At 71.6% G+C, this 21564-nt stretch carries 21 protein-coding genes; 15 read left to right on the top strand and 6 right to left on the bottom strand.

What is annotated here, in order from left to right; translation table 11 throughout:
• The first annotated feature begins 31 nt into the window (after window positions 1-31).
• The 6 genes from V1227_RS27585 to V1227_RS27560 all read left to right on the top strand — a co-directional run bounded on the left by V1227_RS27585 (window position 32) and on the right by V1227_RS27560 (window position 7522).
• The gene (locus V1227_RS27585) at window positions 32-1204 is read left to right on the top strand and encodes a homogentisate 1,2-dioxygenase (protein WP_329788328.1); all 1173 of its coding nucleotides are present in this window, start codon (window positions 32-34) and stop codon (window positions 1202-1204) included.
• Between the two features lie 33 nt (window positions 1205-1237).
• Entirely contained in the window at window positions 1238-2401 is a 1164-nt protein-coding gene (locus V1227_RS27580) for an SWIM zinc finger family protein (protein WP_329788327.1), read from the top strand.
• 82 nt (window positions 2402-2483) lie between these two features.
• Entirely contained in the window at window positions 2484-3914 is a 1431-nt protein-coding gene (locus tag V1227_RS27575; RefSeq protein WP_329788326.1) for a DUF5691 domain-containing protein, read from the top strand.
• Window positions 3911-4996 (top strand): ATP-binding protein, encoded by a 1086-nt coding sequence (locus V1227_RS27570; protein ID WP_329788325.1) that lies wholly within the window; start codon window positions 3911-3913, stop codon window positions 4994-4996. Before V1227_RS27575 ends, V1227_RS27570 begins: the two co-directional genes overlap by 4 nt.
• Window positions 4989-7166 carry a DUF5682 family protein gene (locus V1227_RS27565; protein WP_329788324.1) on the top strand — a complete coding sequence of 726 codons (2178 nt, stop codon included), beginning with the start codon at window positions 4989-4991 and terminating at the stop codon, window positions 7164-7166. The genes V1227_RS27570 and V1227_RS27565 overlap by 8 nt, the downstream gene beginning before the upstream one ends.
• The gene (locus V1227_RS27560) at window positions 7163-7522 is read left to right on the top strand and encodes a hypothetical protein (protein WP_329788323.1); all 360 of its coding nucleotides are present in this window, start codon (window positions 7163-7165) and stop codon (window positions 7520-7522) included. The genes V1227_RS27565 and V1227_RS27560 overlap by 4 nt, the downstream gene beginning before the upstream one ends.
• Before the next feature lie 93 nt (window positions 7523-7615).
• Here the strand turns inward: V1227_RS27560 and V1227_RS27555 are convergent, their stop codons facing one another.
• A complete protein-coding gene (locus tag V1227_RS27555; RefSeq protein WP_329788322.1) occupies window positions 7616-7966 on the bottom strand; it encodes a cupin domain-containing protein in 351 nt (116 codons plus the stop codon).
• Window positions 7967-8045: 79 nt separating this feature from the next.
• On the opposite strand from V1227_RS27555, the gene V1227_RS27550 reads away from it, so the two are divergent.
• Window positions 8046-8495 (top strand): MarR family winged helix-turn-helix transcriptional regulator, encoded by a 450-nt coding sequence (locus V1227_RS27550; RefSeq protein WP_329788321.1) that lies wholly within the window; start codon window positions 8046-8048, stop codon window positions 8493-8495.
• A 27-nt stretch (window positions 8496-8522) separates the two neighbouring features.
• Here V1227_RS27550 and V1227_RS27545 read toward each other — a convergent pair whose 3' ends face one another.
• Window positions 8523-9113, bottom strand: coding sequence for a TMEM165/GDT1 family protein (locus V1227_RS27545; protein ID WP_329788320.1), 591 nt, complete (start codon window positions 9111-9113; stop codon window positions 8523-8525).
• Window positions 9114-9429: 316 nt separating this feature from the next.
• Here V1227_RS27545 and V1227_RS27540 point away from each other — a divergent pair, with 316 nt between their 5' ends.
• The 4 genes from V1227_RS27540 to V1227_RS27525 are packed head-to-tail and all read left to right on the top strand — an operon-like array spanning window position 9430 to window position 15988.
• Window positions 9430-10884 (top strand): cytochrome ubiquinol oxidase subunit I, encoded by a 1455-nt coding sequence (locus tag V1227_RS27540; RefSeq protein ID WP_329788319.1) that lies wholly within the window; start codon window positions 9430-9432, stop codon window positions 10882-10884.
• Between the two features lie 12 nt (window positions 10885-10896).
• Window positions 10897-11868, top strand: a complete 972-nt coding sequence (gene cydB / locus V1227_RS27535) for a cytochrome d ubiquinol oxidase subunit II (RefSeq protein WP_329788318.1) — start codon at window positions 10897-10899, stop codon at window positions 11866-11868.
• Window positions 11868-14876 (top strand): thiol reductant ABC exporter subunit CydD, encoded by a 3009-nt coding sequence (gene cydD, locus V1227_RS27530; protein WP_329788317.1) that lies wholly within the window; start codon window positions 11868-11870, stop codon window positions 14874-14876. The genes cydB and cydD overlap by 1 nt, the downstream gene beginning before the upstream one ends.
• Before the next feature lie 5 nt (window positions 14877-14881).
• Window positions 14882-15988: a GAF domain-containing sensor histidine kinase gene (locus V1227_RS27525; RefSeq protein ID WP_329788316.1), complete on the top strand. Its 1107-nt coding sequence runs from the start codon at window positions 14882-14884 to the stop codon at window positions 15986-15988.
• Here V1227_RS27525 and V1227_RS27520 read toward each other — a convergent pair.
• Window positions 15966-16583, bottom strand: a complete 618-nt coding sequence (locus tag V1227_RS27520) for a response regulator transcription factor (protein ID WP_308102638.1) — start codon at window positions 16581-16583, stop codon at window positions 15966-15968. The two genes, V1227_RS27525 and V1227_RS27520, sit on opposite strands and share 23 nt — an antisense overlap.
• 61 nt (window positions 16584-16644) lie before the next feature.
• Here V1227_RS27520 and V1227_RS27515 point away from each other — a divergent pair, with 61 nt between their 5' ends.
• Window positions 16645-17139, top strand: a complete 495-nt coding sequence (locus tag V1227_RS27515; RefSeq protein WP_329788315.1) for a GNAT family N-acetyltransferase — start codon at window positions 16645-16647, stop codon at window positions 17137-17139.
• 48 nt (window positions 17140-17187) lie between these two features.
• On the opposite strand, the gene V1227_RS27510 is transcribed toward V1227_RS27515, so the two are convergent.
• A complete protein-coding gene (locus tag V1227_RS27510; RefSeq protein ID WP_090101938.1) occupies window positions 17188-17706 on the bottom strand; it encodes a macro domain-containing protein in 519 nt (172 codons plus the stop codon).
• 147 nt (window positions 17707-17853) lie between these two features.
• Between V1227_RS27510 and pheA the strand changes: the two genes are divergently transcribed.
• Window positions 17854-18744, top strand: a complete 891-nt coding sequence (pheA, locus tag V1227_RS27505) for a prephenate dehydratase (protein WP_329788314.1) — start codon at window positions 17854-17856, stop codon at window positions 18742-18744.
• Complete coding sequence (locus V1227_RS27500; protein WP_329788313.1) at window positions 18741-19334, top strand: histidine phosphatase family protein; 594 nt, start codon at window positions 18741-18743, stop codon at window positions 19332-19334. The genes pheA and V1227_RS27500 overlap by 4 nt, the downstream gene beginning before the upstream one ends.
• Window positions 19335-19341: 7 nt before the next feature.
• On the opposite strand, the gene V1227_RS27495 is transcribed toward V1227_RS27500, so the two are convergent.
• Together V1227_RS27495 and V1227_RS27490 are read right to left on the bottom strand one after the other, a co-directional pair.
• A complete protein-coding gene (locus V1227_RS27495; protein WP_236215752.1) occupies window positions 19342-19692 on the bottom strand; it encodes a metallopeptidase family protein in 351 nt (116 codons plus the stop codon).
• Complete coding sequence (locus tag V1227_RS27490) at window positions 19689-20711, bottom strand: septum formation family protein (protein ID WP_329788312.1); 1023 nt, start codon at window positions 20709-20711, stop codon at window positions 19689-19691. Before V1227_RS27490 ends, V1227_RS27495 begins: the two co-directional genes overlap by 4 nt.
• Window positions 20712-20902: 191 nt before the next feature.
• Between V1227_RS27490 and V1227_RS27485 the strand changes: the two genes are divergently transcribed.
• On the top strand, window positions 20903-21559 hold the full coding sequence (locus V1227_RS27485) for a hypothetical protein (protein WP_329788311.1): 657 nt from the start codon (window positions 20903-20905) through the stop codon (window positions 21557-21559).
• The last annotated feature ends 5 nt before the right edge of the window (window positions 21560-21564 follow it).

Genomic DNA, 21564 nt, shown 5'->3' with positions numbered 1-21564 from the left:
TGTCCGATAGTCGAACGCCCTCGGAGAGGTCATGGCTTACTACCGCCAGGTCGGGGAGATCCCCCGAAAGCGCCACACCCAGTTCCGCAAACCGGACGGTGGGCTCTACGCGGAAGAGCTCATGGGGGTCGAGGGGTTCTCGGCCGATTCGGCCCTGCTCTACCACCGGTACCTGCCGACCGCGATCGTCAACGCGGAGACGCTCAAGGACGAGCGCGGCACCGTGGCGCCGAACCTGCCGCTCAAGCCGCGCCACTTCAAGACCACCGACCTGACCTGGGCTTCCGACGAGGTCGACGCGGTGACCGGCCGTCGCCGGCTGTTCCACAACCCGGACGTGACCATCGGTTTCGTGGTGGCCAACGCGCCGTCTCCGCTGTACCGCAACGCTTCCGGTGACGAGCTGCTGTACGTGCAGGGCGGTTCCGGCGTCGTCGAGACGATCTACGGCGCGCTGGAGGTGGGCGACGGCGACTACGTCGTGGTCCCGACCTCCTGCACGTACCGGGTGGTGCCGTCGTCGCCGATGTCGCTGCTGGTGCTGGAGGCGACCGGGCACATCGGACCGCCGAAGAGGTACCTGTCGAAGGCCGGCCAGTTCCTGGAGCACTCGCCGTACTGCGAGCGCGACATCCGCGGGCCCGAGGAGCCGTTGCTCGTCGAGGGCACCGACGTCGACGTGATCGTGCGGCACCGCGCGGGGCTCACGAAGTTCACCTACGCCAACCACCCGTTCGACGTAGTGGGCTGGGACGGCCACCTGTACCCGTGGGCGTTCAACATCCGCGACTTCGAACCGATCACCGGCCGCGTGCACCAGCCGCCGCCCGTGCACCAGACGTTCGAGGGCCCGAACTTCGTCGTGTGCTCGTTCTGCCCGCGCAAGGTCGACTACCACCCGCTGGCCGTGCCGGTGCCGTACAACCACGCGAACGTCGACTCGGACGAGCTGATGTTCTACGTCGGCGGCAACTACGAGGCGCGCAAGGGGTCGGGCATCGGCATCGGCTCGATGTCGCTGCACCCCTCCGGCTGCACGCACGGCCCGCAGCCCGGAGCCGTCGAGGCCTCGCTGGGCGTGGACTACTTCGACGAGACCGCGGTCATGGTCGACACGTTCCGGCCGCTGGAACTGGGCGAGGCCGCGGAGGCCTGCGAGGACCCGGCGTACGCGTGGACGTGGGCCCGACGCGGTCCGGCCTGATTTCCTGTCGGGGGTCCTCGCTACTTTGGTCCCGTGAGGACACGAGCCGTTCCGACGCGCTGGCAGGGCCTGGGCAAGGCCCTGCCGGTGCTGTGGGGCCTCTACACGGGCTCGGGCTCCGTGCCTTACCGCGTGTGCGTCGACCTGGCCGCCGGCTCGGCCAAGTGCACGTGCCCGTCCCGCAAGTTCCCCTGCAAGCACGCCGTCTCGCTGCAGGAGCTCGACCTCCCCGACGCCCCGCCGCCGGACTGGGTGCGGGAGTGGACGGCCCGCAGAGCCGCTCGTGAGCTCGACTCCTCACCCGAGGCCGTGGCCAGGCGCCTGCGCGCCCGCGAGAAGACGGCGGCGAACCGCGCCTCGGCGATGTCCTCGGGCATCGACGGCCTGCGCGACTGGCTGCTCGACGTGGCCTCCGCGGGCATCGCGTCCCTGCCCGGCCGCCCGGCCTCGTGGTGGCAGGCGTTCACCGCCCGCATGATCGACGCCCAGGTCCCCGGCGTCGCCGCGGCCGTGGCCGAGATCCAGGAGATCGTCGCCCGCTCGGGCCCGCGCTGGACCTCCGACGTGGCCGACCGCCTGGGCGGCCTGCACCTGCTGTGCTTCGTGCAGCCACGATCGCGCCTGGGCGTCACGATCCCCGAGGAGGCCGTCCGGGCCACCCCCGGCGTCTTCGACCACTGGGTGGCCCTCCTGCGCCTGGAGACGGACGACGGCCGCGTCCGCACCGTCCGCCAGTGGTGCTGGGGCCGCCGGACGTCGGGCTGGGTGGTCGCGATCCGCCACTCCGCGGTCGGCGCCCCGGTCCCGCTCCTGCCGCACGGCCAGGAGTCCTCCGCGCTCGTGCACAGGTACCCGGACTCGGACCGCGTGGCCCTCGGCGAACTGGAAGGCTCGCGTCCCCCGGACCCGGTGCCGGCCCCGCTCACGTGGCGCACGGCCCTGGCGGCCCTGGAACCGATGCTGACGGCCGACCCGTGGCAGCGCCTGTTCCCGCTCGGCTGCGCCTCCGTGAGGCTGCACGGGGGCTCTCTGGTCGACCCGTCCGGTCACGGCCTCCCGGTGCGCGACGACACAGGCCTGGACATGGCGCTGGCGCTGAGCGGCGGTGTCCCGTTCGACGCCTGGGGCCTGTGGGACGGGCACGCGCTGCGGCTGGGCGCGGTGTCGATCGACGGCACCCTGGAGGTGGTCGCGTGACCGCGCCACGGCCCGGCCGCGCCCTGCGCTCCTGCGCCGCCCCCTTCCCCGGCCGCTCCCAGCCCGTCCCGGAGGTGGCGGCGTGAAGGACGACTGGTCCAAGACCGTCCAAGACCTCCTCATCGGCACCACGAGAGGCGGCGGCGACCCTGCGGTCCTCCTCGCCGACTGCGCCGCCCTGGGCGTGGCCGCGTTCGGCGCCACCCTCCCGCAGGAGGTGCGGGCCGACCCGCTCCCACCGGCCCCACCCGAGCCGGCCGGCTTCCCCAGGCCGGCCGCCAGGGCAGTCCTCGAAGCGATCATGAGCCTCGACGACGAGGTCCTGCTCACCGAGTGGTGCGCCCTCGCCAAGGCCGGCGGCGTCGTGGCCGAGCACCGCATGCTCCCCGCGCTGCTCGCCCTCGGCACGGCCCGTCCCGGCCTGCGCGCCGCCGTGGTCGAGGTGCTGGGCACGCGGGGCCGCTGGCTCGCGGGCACCCGCCCGGGCTGGTCCTGGGCGAGCGGTGCCGCGCCGCTCGTGGACGAGGTGCCGCTGGAGGAGGTCCTCGACCTGCCCAGCGCGCAACGGGTCCGCGCGCTGCGCCGCAAGCGCAAGGCCGACCCGGTGGGCGTCGGCGGGTTCATCGCGCGGGAGTTCGCCGCGTCCCGCCGCTCCGCCGACCGCCAGGTGCTGGTCAGCGCTCTCGAGACCGGCCTGGGGCCGCAGGACGAACGGCTGCTCGAAGCGGCCCTCGACGACAAGGCGGCGGCCGTCCACGACGAGGCCCTCCGGCTCCTGCGCACCCTGGGGCGCACGCGTCTCGCCGCCCGCGCGGCCCACCGCCTGCGCCGCGGGCTCCGCCTCACCGCGGACGGGCTCGACGTCCGGCCGGAGGAGCTCTGGACCGCGCAGGCCGATCCGGCCGAGCAGCGCGACCTCATGCGCGACGGGTCCGAGAAGGGCGTGGCGGGGCGCATCCGGGCGGCGGCCGCGAGCGTTCCGCCGTCGTACTGGACCTCGACCCTGCGGGCCGACGACGCCAAGGCCGCCGACGTGCTCCGGCGGGGGCCGTGGGCCGCGGCTCTGCTCAGGGGCGTCGCCGGTCAGCTCTCCGCGGCGAAGGACCCGCGTCCGTGGGCCGTCGCGGCCGCCGAGACGCTGACCGGCATGGAGCAGCTGGAGATGCTGGCCGCGCTGCCCGCGAGCGTCGCCGAGCAGGCGGTCGTGGCCGTGTCGAAGAACTGGCACTACGACCTCCTCGACCACGCCTGCGCCCAGCTGCCGGCGCCGTGGTCGCCCGAGACCACCCGCGCGCTGATGCACCGCTACGCCGCGCTGCCCGATCCGCGCTGGCGGGCGGGCCGTCCGCCGGCCGTGCTGCTGGCGCGGGGTGACGCGGACCTGCTCGGGGCGAGCTGGGAGGCTCTGACCCGCCGCTGGCCGGAGAACTCGCTGGAGCTGGAGGTCCTCCGCCTCCGCATCCGCCTGCGCGAATCGTTCGCACCACCGCAACCGCCCCGGGAGGCCCCGTGACCGCCGTGCTCAGGCCGACGGCCGAACAGCAGTACGCCGCCGAGCTCGAGGCCGTCGCGGCTCAGGACGACCGGCAGCGGCCGCCGAACTGGCGCCTGTCACCGCAGGCCGTGGTCACGTACGTGCTGGGCGGCACGCTGCCCGACGGCACGGTCGTCACGCCGAAGTACGTCGGCGCGCGCAGGCTGGTCGAGGTCGCGGTGGGCACGCTGGTCACGGACAGGGCGCTGCTGCTCGTCGGCGTGCCGGGCACGGCCAAGTCGTGGCTGTCCGAACACCTCGCGGCGGCGATCAGCGGCGACTCGACGCTGGTGGTCCAGGGCACGGCGGGCACGAGCGAGGACCAGGTCCGCTACGGCTGGAACTACGCCCGGCTGATCGCCGAGGGCCCGAGCGAGAACGCCCTGGTGCCGAGCCCGGTCATGAAGGGCATGCAGCAGGGCTCGGTGGTGAGGGTCGAGGAGCTGACCCGCATGCCGTCCGAGGTGCAGGACTCGTTCATCACGGTCCTGAGCGAGAAGTCGCTGCCGGTGCCGGAGCTCAACTCGCAGGTCCAGGCGGTGCCGGGCTTCACGGTCATCGCCACGGCGAACGACAGGGACCGCGGCGTCAACCAGATGTCGTCGGCGCTCGCGCGGCGCTTCAACACCGTCGTGCTGCCGCCTCCCGCGACCGAGGACGCCGAGGTCGAGATCGTCATCACCCGCGCGCAGCAGCTCGGCAAGGCGCTGCAGTTGCCCGCCGAACCGCCCGCGCTCGACGAGGTGCGCCGCGTCGTGCGGATCTTCCGCGAGCTGCGCGGCGGTTCCACGGTGGACGGCCGCACGCAGCTGAAGAAGCCCAGCGGCAGCCTGTCCACCGCGGAGGCGATCTCGGTGATCGCGAACGGGATGGCGCTCGCCGGCCACTTCGGCGACGGCACGCTCGGCGCGGACGAGCTGGCCAGCGGCCTGATCGGGTCGGTGGTCAAGGACAGGGTGTCGGACGCGACGGTGTGGCGGGAGTACCTGGAGACGGTGCTGAAGGAGCGCGTCGAGTGGCGCGACCTCTACCGGGCCTGCCTGGACGCCAGCGGTGACTGAGCCGGACCCCGGGCCGGTCCTGCTCGGCATCCGCCACCACGGCCCCGGCTCGGCCCGGATGGTCAAGCGGGCGCTGGAGGCCGTCCGGCCGGCGCTCGTCCTGATCGAGGGGCCTCCGGAGGCGGACGCCCTCCTCGACCACGTCCACGCCCTGACACCGCCGGTCGCGATCCTGCTGCACGACGAGACCGAGCCGGAGAACGCCGCGTTCTGGCCGTTCGCGGAGTTCTCGCCGGAGTGGCAGGCGCTCAGGTACGCCGCCGGAACCGGTGCCACCGCGCGCTTCTTCGACCTGCCCGCGGCGGCCTCGATCGGTGACGACGGTCCGAGCGGGACCGTCGACCCCATCGGCCTGCTCGCCGAGGCGGCGGGCTTCGACGACCCCGAACGCTGGTGGGAGGACGTCGTCGAGCACAGCGCCTCTGATCCGCTCGACCTCGCGAACGCCATCGCCGAGGCGATGGTGGCCGTCCGCGAGGAGTTCGAGGACGAGGTGGGGGAGCGCACGCTCCGGCGGGAAGCGTTCATGCGCCAGACCATTCGCAAGGCGCGCAAGGAAACCGACGGCCCGATCGTCGTCGTCTGCGGCGCGTGGCACGTTCCCGCGCTGCTGACCAAACCGACGGCCGCGAGCGACACCGCGTTGCTGAAAGGCTTGCGCCGCCGCAGGATCTCCGGCACCTGGGTGCCGTGGAGCCACGGCCAGCTCGCCGCCGAGTCCGGCTACGGCGCGGGTGTCGACTCCCCTGGCTGGTACGCGCACCTCTGGCAGCACCGCGAGGACGTGGTCCCGCGCTGGTTCGCCAAAGCCGCCGCCGTGCTCAGGGAGGAAGACCTGCCGGCCTCGACCGCGAGCGCCGTGGAGGCCGTTCGTCTCGCGGAAACCCTTGCCGCGCTGAGGGAACGCCCCAGCGCGGGCCTGAGCGAGGTGAACGAGGCCGCGCTCGCCGTCCTGTGCGGAGGCGAGGAGATCCACCTCCAGCTCGTCCACCGCAAGCTCGTCGTCGGCGAACGCCTGGGCGAGGTGGGGGAGGCCGTCCCGCGGTCGCCGCTGGCGGCGGATCTCCAACGCCTGCAACGGAAACTGCGCCTCCCCGCGGACGTCCAGCCCAAGCAGCTCAAACTGGACCTCCGCAAGGACACCGACCGCGAACGCTCGAAACTCCTGCAGCGCTTGGAAGTTCTCGGCGTCCCGTGGGGCAGGCCGGACCGGTCCAACTCCCTCGGCACGTTCGCCGAGGTGTGGCAGCTGCGCTGGGACCCGGTCTTCGCGGTCTCGGTCGCCGTCGCCGCCCGCCACGGCACGACCGTCCACACCGCCGCCGAGAACGTCCTCGTCCAGTCCGCGAAGGACGCCAAGCGGGTCGCCGACGCCGCCGCGACCCTGACCAGGTCGGTGGGTTGCGAGCTGCCCAAGGCCGTCGCCGAGGCCCGCGGCGCGCTCGACCGCTGCGCCGCCATGGCCACCGACGCCCTCGAACTGCTCGCCGCCCTCCCGGACCTGGCCAGGACCGTGCGCTACGGGTCGGTCCGCGGCACCGACCCGGAACTGCTGCGCGTGGCCCTGCACGGCCTGCTGACGCGAGGGGCGGTCGGCCTTCCCCTCGCCTGCCGGGGCGTCGACGACGAAACGGCGGAGAACGCGCTCGCCACCGTCGACGGCGCGCACGAGGCCACCCGTCTCGCCGCGGACGACGACCACCAGCAGACCTGGTGGCGGGCCCTGCACGCCCTGGTCGAGGCGGAGGCGCACGGCCTCCCGACCGGCAGGGCCACCCGCCTGCTCTGGGAAGCGGGCGAGCTGACCAGTGACGACGTGGCCGCCCGCCTGCACCGCAACGTCGCCACGGCGTTCGTCGCGGGCTTCCTGCGGGGCTCGGCGACGCTCCTGGCCGCCGACCCGCGCCTCTTCGGCCTCATCGACGAGTGGCTGAGCGGCCTGCGGGGCGAGGCGTTCGACGACGCCCTGCCCCTGCTCCGCCGAGCCATCACCGACTTCACCCCCGCCGAACGGCGCCTGCTCGGCGAACGGGTCGTGGCCGGTGAGACCCCCACCCCTGCCGCCGGCGACGAATGGGACCCGGACATCGCGCAACGGCTGGCCGCGCACGTCCGAGGCCTCATGGCCGGAGTTTCACGCCCCTCCGATCCGGTGATCCCAGAGGCGTGACCGCACCTGACGAAGACCGCGCGACCGTGTTGGACGAAGAACGCCCCGTCGGCCGGGACGAGGACAGCGCCGTGGTGCCGGACGCGGAGCGCCCCGTCCCCGTGGACGACGAGCGCTCCGCCGAGGTGGACGACGAGCAGCCCGGCGCGCCGGACGGAACAGACCCCGTCGTGCCTTCGGGCGAGCGCACCACCGCTGCCGCGGACGGCAGCGACCTCGTCCCGCCCGACGAGAGCCGCCTCGAAGAGTCGCAGCAGCTCATCGACGAGGCCAAGAAGATCGCTCACGATCTGCGCGAAGAGATCCCGGACACCGCGCCGGAGCCTCCTCGCGAAGAGGGCTCCCCGGCCAACTGAGGCGAGCCGTCCACAGATCGCCGAACGGCGGCGACCCCAACCCGGCCCCGACGGCGGGCAGACCCGAGCAGGGCGGGCTGCCCGCCGTCCGGATCAGAGCGACCAGGGCGGCGTGATCGTCCGCCCGTCCGCCAGCGTGCCCCGGATCCCCACCGAAGTGGCGACCAGCACGCGCGCCGGCCCTCCCGTCAGCGACAGCTCGGTGTCCGGCGGCACCACCACGGCGTCGCCGGCCCCGGCGGTCTGCCCCTGGATCGTCACCGATCCGGACAGCACGTAGAACACCTCCTCCTTCGACGCGCGGTGCGGCGTGCCGTCCCCACCCTCGGGCACGTCGACGGTCCACAGAGCGATCTCGGTGCTGCCGCGTGACGGCACGGCCAGCGACCTGAACTCGAACCCGCCGAACGAGTGCGTGGCGGCGGACTCTCCCGTGACCAGCAAGACGACCTCCAAAGTAGTCAACCAAGTTGTCCAACCTTAGAATAAGGTCAACCTGGTTGTCTACATCCGAGGAGCAGCGGTGGAACCGGTGCCCGTGCTGCTGGCGATGACGTACCGCGCCCTGGGCGACCAGTTCCACGACCGGCTCCGGCAGATCGGTCTCGAACCGCTGCGGCCGGCCCACGGCTACGTCTTCCGGTTCCTCGAGGAGAAGCGGGCCACGACCGTCGACATCGGACAGCACCTCGGCGTCACGAAGCAGGCCGCGGCGAAGATCGTCAACGAGCTCGACGAGTGGGGCTACGTGCTGAGAGAACCGCATCCGACGGACAAGCGCGCCCAGTACGTCACGCTCACCACGAAGGGTCGCGACTACCTGAAGCTGGCCGACAACCTCTGGTCCGACCTCGAGGCGGAGATGGCCGAGGCGATCGGCGCGGACACGCTCGCCACCGTCAAGCAGGGCCTCGCCGCGTACCTCCAGCACGTCCACGGCGAGGACCGGCCAGGGCTCCGGCCGGTCTGGTGACCAGCCAGAACACCAGGCAAAAGCCCGTCAGAACACCTGCGTCAGCGCAACCACGCCGAACACCGCGAAGACCACCCCGGCCACCCGCTGGATCCAGTGCGTCGGCAGGCGACCGGCGAGCTTGCGCCCCACGAGCACGGCGAGCCCGGCCACGGCGACCAGCGCCAGCCAGGCGCCCAGGCCGACGGCCAGCGGTTCGGCGTAGCGGGCCGTGATGCCGGCCGTCGCGAGCTGCGAGGCGTCGCCCCACTCCGCCGCGAACAGCACGCCGAACGACGTCAGGGCAGCGCGCCAGAACGGCACGACGGTGCGGGTCCCGGCCTCGTCCGCGGAGTCCCCGTCCTGCGAGAACCCCTCCTTGAGCAGCATGAACGCGCCCACGCCGAACAGCACGGCGACCACGGCCGCCACCACGCGGTCGGGGAGCAGGGTCAGGGCCGAGCCGAACGCGGCCGCGACGACGCTCTGCACGGCGAAGGCCGCGATGACGCCGACGAACACCGGCAGCGCGCGGTAGCGGGTGGTCAGCACCAGGGTCGCGACCATGGTCTTGTCGGGTAGCTCGACGAGGAACACCACCGCGAAAGCGGTGATGAACGCGAGCAGCGATGTGGCCACGAGGTCCTCCACGTCCGAATACGAGCCCGGACGGAGGCGCAACAGACCCCGACCAGGCGTGTTGCAGCCTGGCCGGAGGTCTCGTTCGCCCGCTGAAGGCGGGTGTGGGACCGGGTCCGCTCGAAGGCGGGCCAGTATGTCGATCACCACGCCACCGGCCGAAAGCTCCGGTGGGAACTACTCCCCTCTGGCGCATCCATCGTAACCGAGGCAGGTCACGCGCAAGGCGTGACCTCGCGCACGGGACCTTGGTCCCGAGGTGGGACGGGACCGTCGTACCTGATGACGGCCATGATCCACACCTAGGCTCGGAAACGTGGAAGTACTCGAGCTCGCGCGGTGGCAGTTCGGCATCACCACCGTCTACCACTTTCTGATGGTGCCGTTGACGATCGGCCTGTCGCTGCTGGTGGCGGCGATGCAGACCGCGTGGGTGCGCACGGGCGACGAGCGCTACTACAAGATGACGAAGTTCTGGGGGAAGCTCCTCCTGATCAACTTCGCCATGGGCGTCGTGACGGGCATCGTGCAGGAGTTCCAGTTCGGCATGGCCTGGAGCGCCTACTCGCGGTTCGTCGGCGACGTGTTCGGCGCGCCGCTCGCGATGGAGGGGATCGTCGCCTTCTTCGTCGAGTCGACCTTCCTCGGCCTGTGGATCTTCGGCTGGGACAAGCTGCCGAAGAAGGTCCACCTCGCCTGCGCCTGGGCGTTCAGCCTCGCCACGATGGCGAGCGCCTACTTCATCCTGGCCGCCAACTCGTGGATGCAGCACCCGGTCGGCATCGTGATGGACGAGGGACGGCCGCGGCTCACCTCGATCTGGGCCGTGCTGACCAACAACACGACGCTCGCCGCCTTCCCGCACACCATCGCGGGCGCCTTCGCGGTCGCCGGCGCGTTCCTCGTCGGCATCGCCGCCTGGCACCTGTACCGCAGGTCGCAGGACGAGGGCGTGTGGCGCAGTTCGCTCAAGCTCGGCACCTGGGTCGGCGTGGTCGCGTTCGGGGCGCTGAGCATCAGCGGTGACCTCCAGGGCAAGCTGATGTTCGAGCAGCAGCCGATGAAGATGGCCGCCGCGGAAGCGTTGTGCCACACCGAACAACCGGCGAGCTTCAGCGTCTTCGCGATCGGCGACGTCACCAGGCCCGACTGCGAGAACGTCAAGAGCATCACGGTGCCCGCACTGCTGAGCTTCTTGGCGCACAACGATTTCAGCAGCGAGGTCAAGGGCATCCAGGACCTGGTCCCGATGTACCAGGAGCGCTACGGCGAGTTCTACCCCGTCGACGAACGGCTGGGCGAGCTCAGCGGCAAGCCGATCGACTACGTGCCCGCGCTTCCCGTGACGTACTGGGGTTTCCGGTTGATGATCGGGTTCGGTGCCGTCTCGGCCGGCCTCGGGGTGTTCCTGCTCTGGTTGACGCGCGGGAACCGGACGCCCACCGGATGGTGGTTCCCGGTTCTCGGCCTCGCCGGCATCGCGACCCCCTTCCTGGCCAACAGCGCGGGCTGGATCTTCACCGAGATGGGCAGGCAGCCGTTCGTCGTGGTGCCCAACCCGTCCGGTGTGGACGGTGTCTGGATGTTCACCGCGCAGGCGGTCTCGAACAGCACCCCCGGCGAGGTCCTGACCTCGCTCATCGCGCTCACCGCGGTCTACAGCGTGCTGGCGGTCGTGGAGTTCCACCTGATCCGCAAGTACGTCCGGGGCGGCATCCCCGGCGTGCTGCCCCAGAAGACCGACGACGGCGCCCTGGCGTTCGCGTACTAGGGGAGAGGCGACGTGGAAACGCTCTGGTTCGTGCTCATCGCCGTGCTGTGGCTCGGCTACCTGTTCCTCGAAGGTTTCGACTTCGGCGTCGGCATGTTGCTGCCCGTCCTGGGCCGCGACAACACCGAACGCCGGGTCATGATCAACACCATCGGGCCGGTCTGGGACGGCAACGAGGTGTGGCTCATCGTCGCGATCGGTGCCACGTTCGCGGCCTTCCCCGGCTGGTATGCGGCGCTTCTGAGCGCCGCATACCTGCCACTGACGTTGTTCCTCATCGCGTTGATCGGCCGCGGGGTCGCGTTCGACTACCGCGGCAAGGTCGACAACCCGCGCTGGCGCAGGGCCTGGGACCTGACCATCGTCGCCGGCTCGTGGATCGCCACGCTCTGCGTCGGCCTGCTGATCTCGACGACGGTGCTCGGCCTGCCGATCGACGCGAACGGCGACCGCGTCGGCTCGCCCTTCGCGGCGATCCGGCTCGACACGGTCATCGGCGCGCTCGCCTTCGCGGGGTACGCGCTGGTGCACGGCGCCGTGTTCACGGCGTTGAAGACCGAGGGCGAGATCCGCGAACGGGCACGCCGGGTCGCGATGACGCTGGCACCGGTGGCGCTGCTGCCGCTCGTGGCGCTGCTCGCGATCGTCGCCGGCCTGTGGGCGGCCGTGGTCGTGGCGATCCTCGGCCTGGCGATGTGGCGGCTGGTCGCGGACCGCGACGGGCAGTCGTTCGCGTTGATGGGCCTGGCGATCGCGGCGACCGTCGTGATCCTGTTCGGCTCGCTCTACCCGAACGTCCTGCCGTCGACGTTGAACGACGCGTGGTCGCTCACGGTCGCCAACACCGCGTCGAGCCCGTACACGTTGAAGGTCATGACGTGGGTGGCGGCGTTCGGCACGCCCGCGGTGCTCGTCTACCAGGGCTGGACCTACTGGGTGTTCCGCAAGCGCATCGGCGTCCGCCACATCCCGGCGGCGCACTGATGAGGCGAGGCCCGCTGGGCGCTCTGCCCCAGCTCTCGAAGAACGCCAGGCGCGCCCTCGCCGGGGTGGGGGCGCTGGCGTTCCTCAACGCCCTGGCGCTCGTCGCCCAGGCGGTCGCCCTGGCGTCGGTGATCACGACGCGCGAAGGCCTCCCGCTGCTGGCCGTGGCGGTCCTGGCGCGCGCCGGTCTGTCGTGGGCGACGGAGAGCGCCGCCGCCCGTGCCGCCGCCGGTGCCAAGGAGGAGCTGCGGACCCAGCTGCTCGCCAAGGCGTTCGAACGCGGTCCCGGCTGGATCGCCGACCGCGGCACGGCCGAGCTGTCGGTGCTCGCCACCAAGGGCCTCGACGCGCTCGACGCCTACTTCACCCGCTACCTGCCCGCGCTGGTCACGGCCGTGATCGTGCCGCCGCTCGCCGGGGCGTGGATCCTCTTCACCGACTGGCCGTCGGCGGTGCTGATCGCGGTCACCGTGCCGCTGATCCCGGTCTTCGCCGCGCTGATCGGCTGGTACACCGAGAAGCGCGTCCGCAAGGCCGCGGACGTCACCGAACTGCTGTCCGCCCAGCTCCTCGAACTGCTCCGCGCACTGCCGGTGCTGACCGTCTTCGGCCGCGCGAAGCAGCAGGCCGGCGCGGTCCGGCAGATCGGTGAGCAGCACCGCAGGGCCACGATGGGCACGCTCAAGATCGCGTTCCTGAGCGCCCTGGTGCTGGAGATCGCGGCCAGCCTGAGCGTCGCGCTGATCGCGGTCGGCATCGGCGTCCGGCTCGTGCACGGCGACATGACGCTGATGACCGCGCTCGTCGTGCTGATCCTCGCGCCCGAGTGCTACCTGCCGCTGCGGGCGGCCGGCGCCGCCCACCACGCCAGCGAGGACGGCCTGGAGGCGGTCAGGCGCGTCGCCGAGGTCGTCGACCACGAGGACAGGTCGCGCCCGCGCCTGCCCGGCGGTCGCGGGGACGTCGCCACCGTGCAGGTCGACGACCTGCGTGTGTTGCGGCGCGGCGGGTTCGCGCCGGACGGCCTGAGCTTCAGCGTCCGGCCGGGCGAGGTCCACCGGCTCGAGGGCGCGAGCGGCTCCGGGAAGTCGACGACGTTCCAGGTGCTCCTGGGCTTCCTGGAGCCGACGGACGGCACCGCGTTCGTGGCGGGCGACATCGCCTACGTGCCGCAGAAGCCCGCGTTCGCCGCCGCCACGCCGCGCGCCGAGCTGGAGCTCACGGTTCCCGGGGCCGACGACGTCGAGCAGGTCGCCGACGAGGTCGTGGCCGCACATCTGCTCGACCGCCAGATCACGGACCTCTCGACCGGTGAACGCCAACGAGTCGCAGTCGCGCGCGCTCTGCTGAGGGTTCGCCACGGCGCGACGGTGCTGCTGCTCGACGAACCGACCGCGCACCTCGACCCGGTGACAAGTCGCAAAGTCGACAAAGCGATCAAGCGAGCCAGCGCCACCGCGGCCGTCGTCCTCGCCTCGCACCGCGACAAGGAGACGACCGAGGACGAGACGTTCGCCAGGGTCGTCACCGAGGAGACCCAGCGAGAACGGCCGAAGCGACTGCCGATCCCGTGGAAGGGCGCCGGGCTGGGCGTGCTCGCGGCCGTCGCGGGCATCGCGTTGACCGCGCTCGCCGCGCACCTCATCGCCCGCGCCGCCGAGATGCCGCCGATCCTCACCCTGTCGGTGCTGGTCGTGGGCGTGCGGACGTTCGCGCTGAGCAAGGGCGTGCTCCGGTACGTCGAGCGCCTGGTCACGCACCACGAGGCGTTCAAGCTCGCGACGAACCTGCGGGCTGAGCTGTGGCTACGGCTCGTGCGGACCCAACGGCGTGATGGGCTGCAACGGCTCGTCGAGGACACGGACACGATCCGCGACCTTGTGCCGCGCGTGCTCGTGCCGCCGGTCGTGGCGATCGGCGCCGGCATCGCGTCCACGGTCCTGTTCGCGTTCATCGACCCGGCGGCCGCGCTGACCCTGGGCGGTCTGCTGCTCGTGGCCGGGCTGGCCGCACCGGCCGTCGCCGTCCGGACCGAGCGCCGGGCCAGCACGAAGCTCGCCAGGGGCCGCCGCAGGGTCGCCAGGGACACGATCAACGCGCTCACCGCCGCGCCGGACCTCATCGCCCACGACGCCCACCACCGCCTGCTGGCGCGGCTGCACGCGGAGGACGTCGAACTCGCGCGGGAGACCCGCAGGCAAGCGTTTGGCACGGGCGCCGCCACGGCGATCGTCCTGCTCGCGACCGGTCTGGCCGCCCTGGTCTGCGCCACGACCGGCAACCCGGTGCTCGGCCTGGTCCCGCTCGCCCTGGCCGAACCGCTGACCGCCCTGCCCCTCGCCGCCCAGCAGCGCAGGGCGCTCCAGGAGGCGAGTGCGCGGCTGCAGTTCGACGCCCCGGAAGCTCCGGAGCCGCTGCGCGGCAAGCGCATCCGGCTGGAGAACGTCGACGTCCGCTGGCCCGGCGCGACCGAGCCGACGCTGACCGACCTGCACCTCGACGTCGAACCCGGCGCGCACGTCGCGATCGTCGGACCGTCGGGCAGCGGCAAGTCGACGCTGTTCGCGCTGCTCCTGGGCTTCCTGCAGCCGGAACGGGGCATCGTCGAGCTGCCGCGCGCCACCTGGTGCCCGCAGGAACCGATGCTGGTCAGCACGACCGTGCGGGAGAACCTGCGGATGTCGGGCCGGCACGACGACGAGGCGTTGAAGGAGGCCCTGCGCAAGGCGTGCCTGCCGGAGTGGGCCGACCGGCTCGACACGGTCATCCGGCCGGACCAGGTGTCGGGCGGCGAGGCGCAACGGCTCGCGCTGGCGAGGGCGTTGCTGCACGACGCCGACGTGGTGCTGCTCGACGAGCCCACCGCGCACCTCGACGAACCGACCGCGCGCAAGCTCCTGGACGAGCTCCGGCGCGACCGCAGGACGATCTTGCACATCACCCACCGCCCCGATGAGGCGGCACGGGCAGACCTCGTGCTGGACCTCGGCACGCCCGCCTACCGTTGAGGACCATGGACCCCTCCCTCGCGCGGCGCGTGCTCGTCGCGTCGACCGAGATCACGTCGGCTGCGCTGGAAGACCCGGAGAACGTGCTGCGGCTCGTCGTGGACGCGGCCGCGGAGATCGCGGACGCCGACCTCGTGCTCGCCATGCTCGCCACCGAGGAGGACGACGGCACGCTGACCGTCGAGGCGTCCAGCGGCGAGCCGGTCGTGGCGACGCTCAGCCCGCGCAGCGCCGCCGCCAAGGCCGCGCGCACGGGCGTCCCGGTGATGGCCGACGACGTGACGAGCGATCCGCGCACGGCCCCGTACGTGCCGCACGCGCTGAGGAGCTACGGGCCGTTCGCGGTGGCGCCGTTCGGCACCTCGGACCGCAAGATCGGCGCCCTGGCCGTCTACCGGCGCCGGGACAAGCCGCCGTTCACGCAGGAGACCGTGGACGTGCTGTCGGCGTTCGCGGCCCAGGCAGGCCTCGCCGTCGTGCTCTCCGAGGGCTTCACGGCACGGCAGCGCGTCGCGGTCTACGAGGAGCGCGAACGGATCGCCCGCGACCTGCACGACGTGATCATCCAACGGCTCTACGGCGCCGGTGTGCAGCTCAGCCTGCTGGAACGGCGGCTGGGCAAGAAGCTCGACCACTCGCAGCGCGCCCGGATCAACGAGGCCGTCGACCTGGTCGACGAGACGATCGCCGAGGTCCGCGCGACCGTCCGCAAGCTGCGCAACACCGACCCCGCCGACTCCGCCGACCTGCTCGACTCCATCAAGGCCGAGGTCCGCACGGCCGGCGAGCTGCTCGGCTTCGCGCCGCGCCTGCACGTGGCGGGCGACCTCGCGAACGTGCCGCGCAAGTACGCCGACGACGCACGGGCGGCGTTGCGCGAGGCGTTGTCGAACGTCGTGCGGCACTCAGGCGCCACGAACGTCCAGATCGACGTACGGCGCGACGAGAAGCATCTGCTGCTGCGTGTCGCGGACAACGGGTGCGGCATCCCGTCCGGCGTCACCCAACGCGGATTGCGGCACCTCGCGGAACGGGCCAAGGCGGCGAGCGGTGATTTCCGCGTCGCGAGTTCGCCGAACGGGACGACGCTCACCTGGTCCGTCCCCGTTTAGCCACCCAGGCGGCAGCTTGCGTGCGCCGTTCCATGCCGAGTTTGGACAGAACCGACGTCACGTAGTTCTTCACGGTCTTCTCCGCGAGGAACAACCTTTCACCGATTTGGCGGTTTGTCAGGCCCTCGCCGATGAGTTCGAGCACGCGCTGTTCCTGGTCGGTGAGCCCGACCGGGGCCGGGTTGCGCATCCGTTCGAGTACCCGGCTTGTGGTGGCGGGGTCCAGAAGGGACCGTCCTGCCGCGACCTCCCGCACGGCCGTCACGACGTCCTGGCCGCGGACCTGCTTGAGCAGATACCCCGACGCACCGGCCATGATGGCCCCGACGAGCGCCTCCTCGTCGTCGAACGCGGTCAGCACGAGGCAGCGGATGCCGAGGTCCCGCAGTTCGCGGCAGAGGTCGACACCGCTGCCGTCGGGGAGCTGAACGTCCACGACGGCCACATCGGGCGTCGTCCGCCCGGCCCGTGTCACCGCCTCGCCGACGGAACCGGCTTCCGCGATGACGGAGATGTCCTCCTCGTCATCGAGCATCTCGCGCAGTCCTCTGCGCACCACTTCGTGATCGTCAACCAACAAAACGCGCACTGGCACGAATCCACCGTACGTCGAATGGCTGTTCCTGAGCGTGACTCGGATTGAGACAGTTCTTGTCATGGCAGAAGGCTCGGTAAGGCCGATCGAGGAAGCGGATCGCATAGTTGTCGCCCGATTGGTCCTCGAGCTGTGGGGAGCGCACACCTCCGTCGCGCACGGCGAGGTGTTCTTCCCGGCGAGTCTGCCGGGCTTCCTCGTGGAGAAGCAGGGTCACGTGCTGGGTCTGCTGACCTACGCGGTGGCGAACCACCAGCTGGAGATCGTGACGATCGACGCGCTCAGGCGCGGTCGCGGCGTCGGCACCGCGCTGGTCGACGCCGCGGTGCGCCAGGCCCGCACGCTCGGGTGCAACCGGGTGCGGCTGACGACCACCAACGACAACCTCGACGCGATCCGCTTCTACCAGCGCCGCGGCTTCAAGCTCGCGGCGCTGAGGCCGGACGCGGTGCGCGAGGCCCGCAAGCTCAAACCCGAGATCCCTGCGGTCGGCGACTTCGGCATCCCCATCACAGATGAGCTCGACCTGGAGAGATGGGTCGCTCCACGGCAGTAGTCCACAGCTGTACACAACTCTGTCCACAGGGTTGTGCACAACCTGGGCTCAGACGTGCAGCGGGTTGAACGCCTCGTCCCACGCGATGGCGACCTGGTGCGCGCACGTGGACGGGGCGACGCCTCCCACCCCGGTGCCGAGACCCGGCATCGCGATGGTGCGGACGGCGTCGCGCACCGGCGTGCCGTCCTCCAGCCGGCCTTCGAGCCACAGCCGGAGCACGGCTCGCGCCGCCAGGTACGGGTGGACGGTGTCGACCGGCAGCCGTTCGCCGGGCAGGCGCATGGTCGGCGCGCTGATCATCCAGGCCGGCTCGGTCTCGCCGGTCGCCACGATCTGCGCGTCGCCCACCGGGAGCTCACCGCCGTGCAGCGCGAGGACGGCGCTGCGGACGTTGTTCTCGACCTGGGGGAACGCCGTGGCGTAGACGGCGTCGATGCCGCCGCGCATCCAGCCCTGCGAGTTGGCGGGGCTCACCACCGCCTGCGCGTGGATGTCCAGAACGGACCCGCGGTGCACCCGCACTCCCGTGCGTCCGTCAGCGACGGCGAGCCAGGCGTTCGCCATCGGTTCGTCGACCGCGCACAACACGAGTTCTGGCGCTAGAGCGGGCACGCCCCAAGCATTCCAGTTCGAACGGCCTCGGCGGAACCCAGGTCCGGCGGTGGTCACAGGCGTGATTTCCACCTCGGATCACCGCACTACGCTGACCTGATGCCGCGCATTGCGTACTTCGGACCACAGGGCACCTTCACCGAGCAGGCGGCGGTCCGCTTCGGGGCGGACCTGGTGCCGGTGGAGACGATCCAGCTCGCCATCGCGTCCGTGCGCAAGGGCGAGACCGAGTTCGCGTGCGTGCCGATCGAGAACTCCGTCGAGGGCGCCGTGCCCGCGACGCTCGACGCCCTGGTGCGCGACGAACCGGTCGTCGCCGTCGCCGAGACCGTGCTGGACGTCCGGTTCAGCGTCCTGGTCCGGCCGGGCACGGCGGAGATCAGGACGATCGCCTCGCACCCGCACGCGCTGGCGCAGGTCCGCGAGTGGATCGCCGCGGAACTGCCGGGCGTCACCTCGATCGCCACGTCGTCCACCGCCGCTGCCGCCGCCGCCGTGGAGCGCGGCGAGTTCGACGCCGCCGTGACGGCCCCGGTGGCGGTCACCCACTACGCGTTGGAGGAGTACGCGACCGACGTCCTGGACGTGGCCGACGCGCGCACGCGGTTCCTCCTGCTCCGCCGGCCGGGCGCACTGCCGGAGCCGACCGGCGCAGACCGCACGAGCGTCGTCGTCACCACCCCGGACCGCATGGGCGTGCTGTCGGAGCTGCTCACCGAGCTGGCCCTGCGTGGGATCAATCTCACCGGCCTCGAATCGCGCCCCACGAAGGGCAAACTGGGGGAGTACCGCTTCTACATCGACGTCGAGGGGCACATCGCAGAGCCGAGGATCGGTGACGCGCTGGCCGCGCTGCACCGACACTCGCGCGAGATCCGGTTCCTCGGGTCCTTCCCGAAGGCCGACCAGAGGCCCGTCGAGGCCCGCAACGACGAGTTCGCCGCAGCCGCCACCTGGGTCGATGCTGTCAGAAAGGGCGAGCGCGGGTGAGGTTGCTGCTGGTCAGGCACGGCGAGACGGCGTCGAACATCGAGCGCAAGCTGGACACGGCCATGCCGGGTCCGCCGCTCACCGAACTGGGCCACAAGCAGGCCCGCGAGCTCGCCGACTCCCTCGCGTCCGAAGAGGTCGTGGCCGTCTACGCCAGCATCGGCCTGCGCGCCCAGCAGACCGCCGCTCCCACCGCCGAACGCTTCGGCCTGCCCGTGCGGGTCCTCGAAGGCGTCCACGAGATCCAGGTCGGCTCTCTCGAGGGCCGCAACGACACCGAGGCGTACCGCACGTACCTCGAGACCGTGGTCCGGTGGGCGGAAGGCGAGCTCGACGTGCCGTTCCCCGGCGGCGGCGAGACCGGGCAGCAGGTCCTCGACAGGTTCCTCGCCGCCATCTCGTCGATCGAGCAGGACGGCACCGTCGTCGTCGTGACCCACGGCGGCTCCGGCCGGATGGGCGCGCTGGCGCTGGCGTCGAACGTGCCGGTGGAGCTGGCGGAGAACCTGCTGCCGAACACCGGCGTCGTGGTCCTCGAGTCCAGTGGCGACGGCTGGCTGTGCCGGTCCTGGGCGGGCGTGGAGATCTAGGCGGGGCCTAGCCCCAGCCCAGCTCGTGCAGCCGCGCGTCGTCCACCCCGAAGTGGTGGGCGATCTCGTGCACCACGGTGATGGTCACCTCCTCCACGACGTCCTCCTCGGTGTCGCAGATGTCGAGGATGGCCTCGCGGTAGATGAAGATGTGGTCGGGCAGGGTGCCGCCGTAGTCGGTGCTGCGCTCGGTCAGCGCGATGCCCTGGTAGAGGCCCAGCAGCGACGGCTCGTCCGGGTTGCGGTCCTCGACGAGCACCACGACGTTGTTCATCGCGTGCAGGAAGTCGGGCGGGACCAGGTCCAGGGCCTCTTCCACGAGCTCGTCGAAACGGGCCCGCGTCATCTCGACGGTCATCGGTTCTCGGTGCTCGTCGTGGGCGAGCTGGACGACGGCTTGTCGGGCTTGCCCGAGTCCGACGGCTTGCCCGCCTCGGAGGACTGCTGGCCGTTGCTCTCGGAGTGCAGCGGGGCGCCGGTCGGCTCGTCCTGGGCCTTGACCGACGTGGTCTGCGGCGGGTTCGAGGTGGTCAGCGGCGCGCCGTTGGGGTTGCGGACGCTGCCCTCCCACGCCACGAGGTTGTTGCCCTGGGGGACGGCGCCGATCTTGCAGTTGGCCTTGCGCGAGCCGACGGCCCAGCTCTCCTCGGCCCGCGTGTCCCACGTGACCAGCAGCTTCTTCGCCTTGAGGTCGGCGCCGCCGGTGTACTCGGCCGCGATCGTGGCGCACTGCTCGGACATCACCTTGTCCTGCTGCTCGAGCGCGATGAAGGGGCCTTCGGGGTGCTGCACCACGCCGACGATCTCGAACGCGTGCGGCTTGGCGCACTCGACCGGGTCGCCCACCGTGTTGTTCTCGGCGAGCGCGACGCAGACGCCAGGGTCGTACACGTTCGACTGGTCCTGGGTCTTCGCGCTGCCGTACGACGGCAGGGCGGCGCCGGACGGGGCCGTGACCTGCAGGCCGCAGCGGAGCTGGCGGTAGCCGCTCGACCAGCGGGTCTCGTCCGGGTTCAGGGTGCTGACGCCGTACTTGCCCTTCGGGTCGAGCTTGCCGGACATGTACGTGGTCGCCGCCTGGGCGCAGTTGTCCTGGGCGATCTTCTCCCAGGCCTCGGCGTCCGGGAACGGCGCTTCCTTCGGGTAGGCGGCCGTGATGTCCGCCGTTCCGGTGACCTCGAACTTGTGCGCGGCCGAGCAGTCGACCTTCTGCGCGTCCGACAGGTCGGGCTTCTCCCAGTTCAGGCACTCGCCGACGCCGGCCTGGTACGCGGCGTTCACCAGCTCGCGCTTGGTGGTGACAGGGCCTCCTGCCAGCACCGACGTGAACGCCGACAACATCAACAGGCCGAACGCGCCCACGAAAGCACCGACCATCACAAGCCGCGTGTCGCGGATGTGACCAGATCGACTCAACCAACCGGCGCTCGGAGACATCTCATCCATGATGCCCGTGCCGTGTGAGACGGCTGTGCGCCGGGTTGGTCGAGTGTTGCTTTTAGGACACTCGTCACCGATTCGGCGGCGTTTCCGACGTCTCGCTAGGTACCTTGCCCGCGGGAGTGGTGATGACTGACAACAACCTGCCAGGACCTGGCCAGCCGACGCCGCAGTCGGGACCGCCCGGTCAGCCGCAACAGCCGCCGCCGTACCAGCCGGCGTCACAGCAGCAGCCCGGGCCGAACCAGCCGGCGCCGCGGAAGCCCGTCAAGGGCGCGGTCCGCCAGCAGCAGGCCGGCGTGACCAAGGCGCGCCAGCCGTCGGTCGCCGAGCAGCGCGCCCGTGCCGCCGCGCTCAAGGCGCAGCAGGAGCGGTTCGCCGCCGAGTCCGCCGCGTTCGAGAAGAAGCGCAAGACGCGCAAGCGCCTGCTCATCGGCGGTGGCGTCACCGTGGGCGTGATCGCGCTGGTCGCGATCTGGTACGCGGCCGCCAGCCCGAAGAACGTCACGGCGCAGTGCACGGACCAGAACAACGTCATCGTCGACGACGACTACTGCTCCGACAGCTACTACCGCAGCCACGGCGGGTACTCGAGCGGCGGCTTCATCTACATCGGCGGCAGCTCGTACCGCTACAACTACGGCGGCTCGGGCACCGTCGGGCAGAAGGTCAGCGGCGGCAGCTACACGATCCCGAAGGGCGCGAACGTCACCACCAAGTCGGGCACGACGGTGCAGCGCGGTGGGTTCGGCGTCAGCAGCGGCTCGAAGAGCAGCGGGGGCTGAGCACA

Origin of the sequence: Lentzea sp. DG1S-22, assembly GCF_036321065.1 — a bacterium.
Taxonomy (GTDB): Bacteria; Actinomycetota; Actinomycetes; order Mycobacteriales; family Pseudonocardiaceae; genus Lentzea; species Lentzea jiangxiensis.
This window is presented reverse-complemented; position numbering and strand designations above follow the sequence as displayed.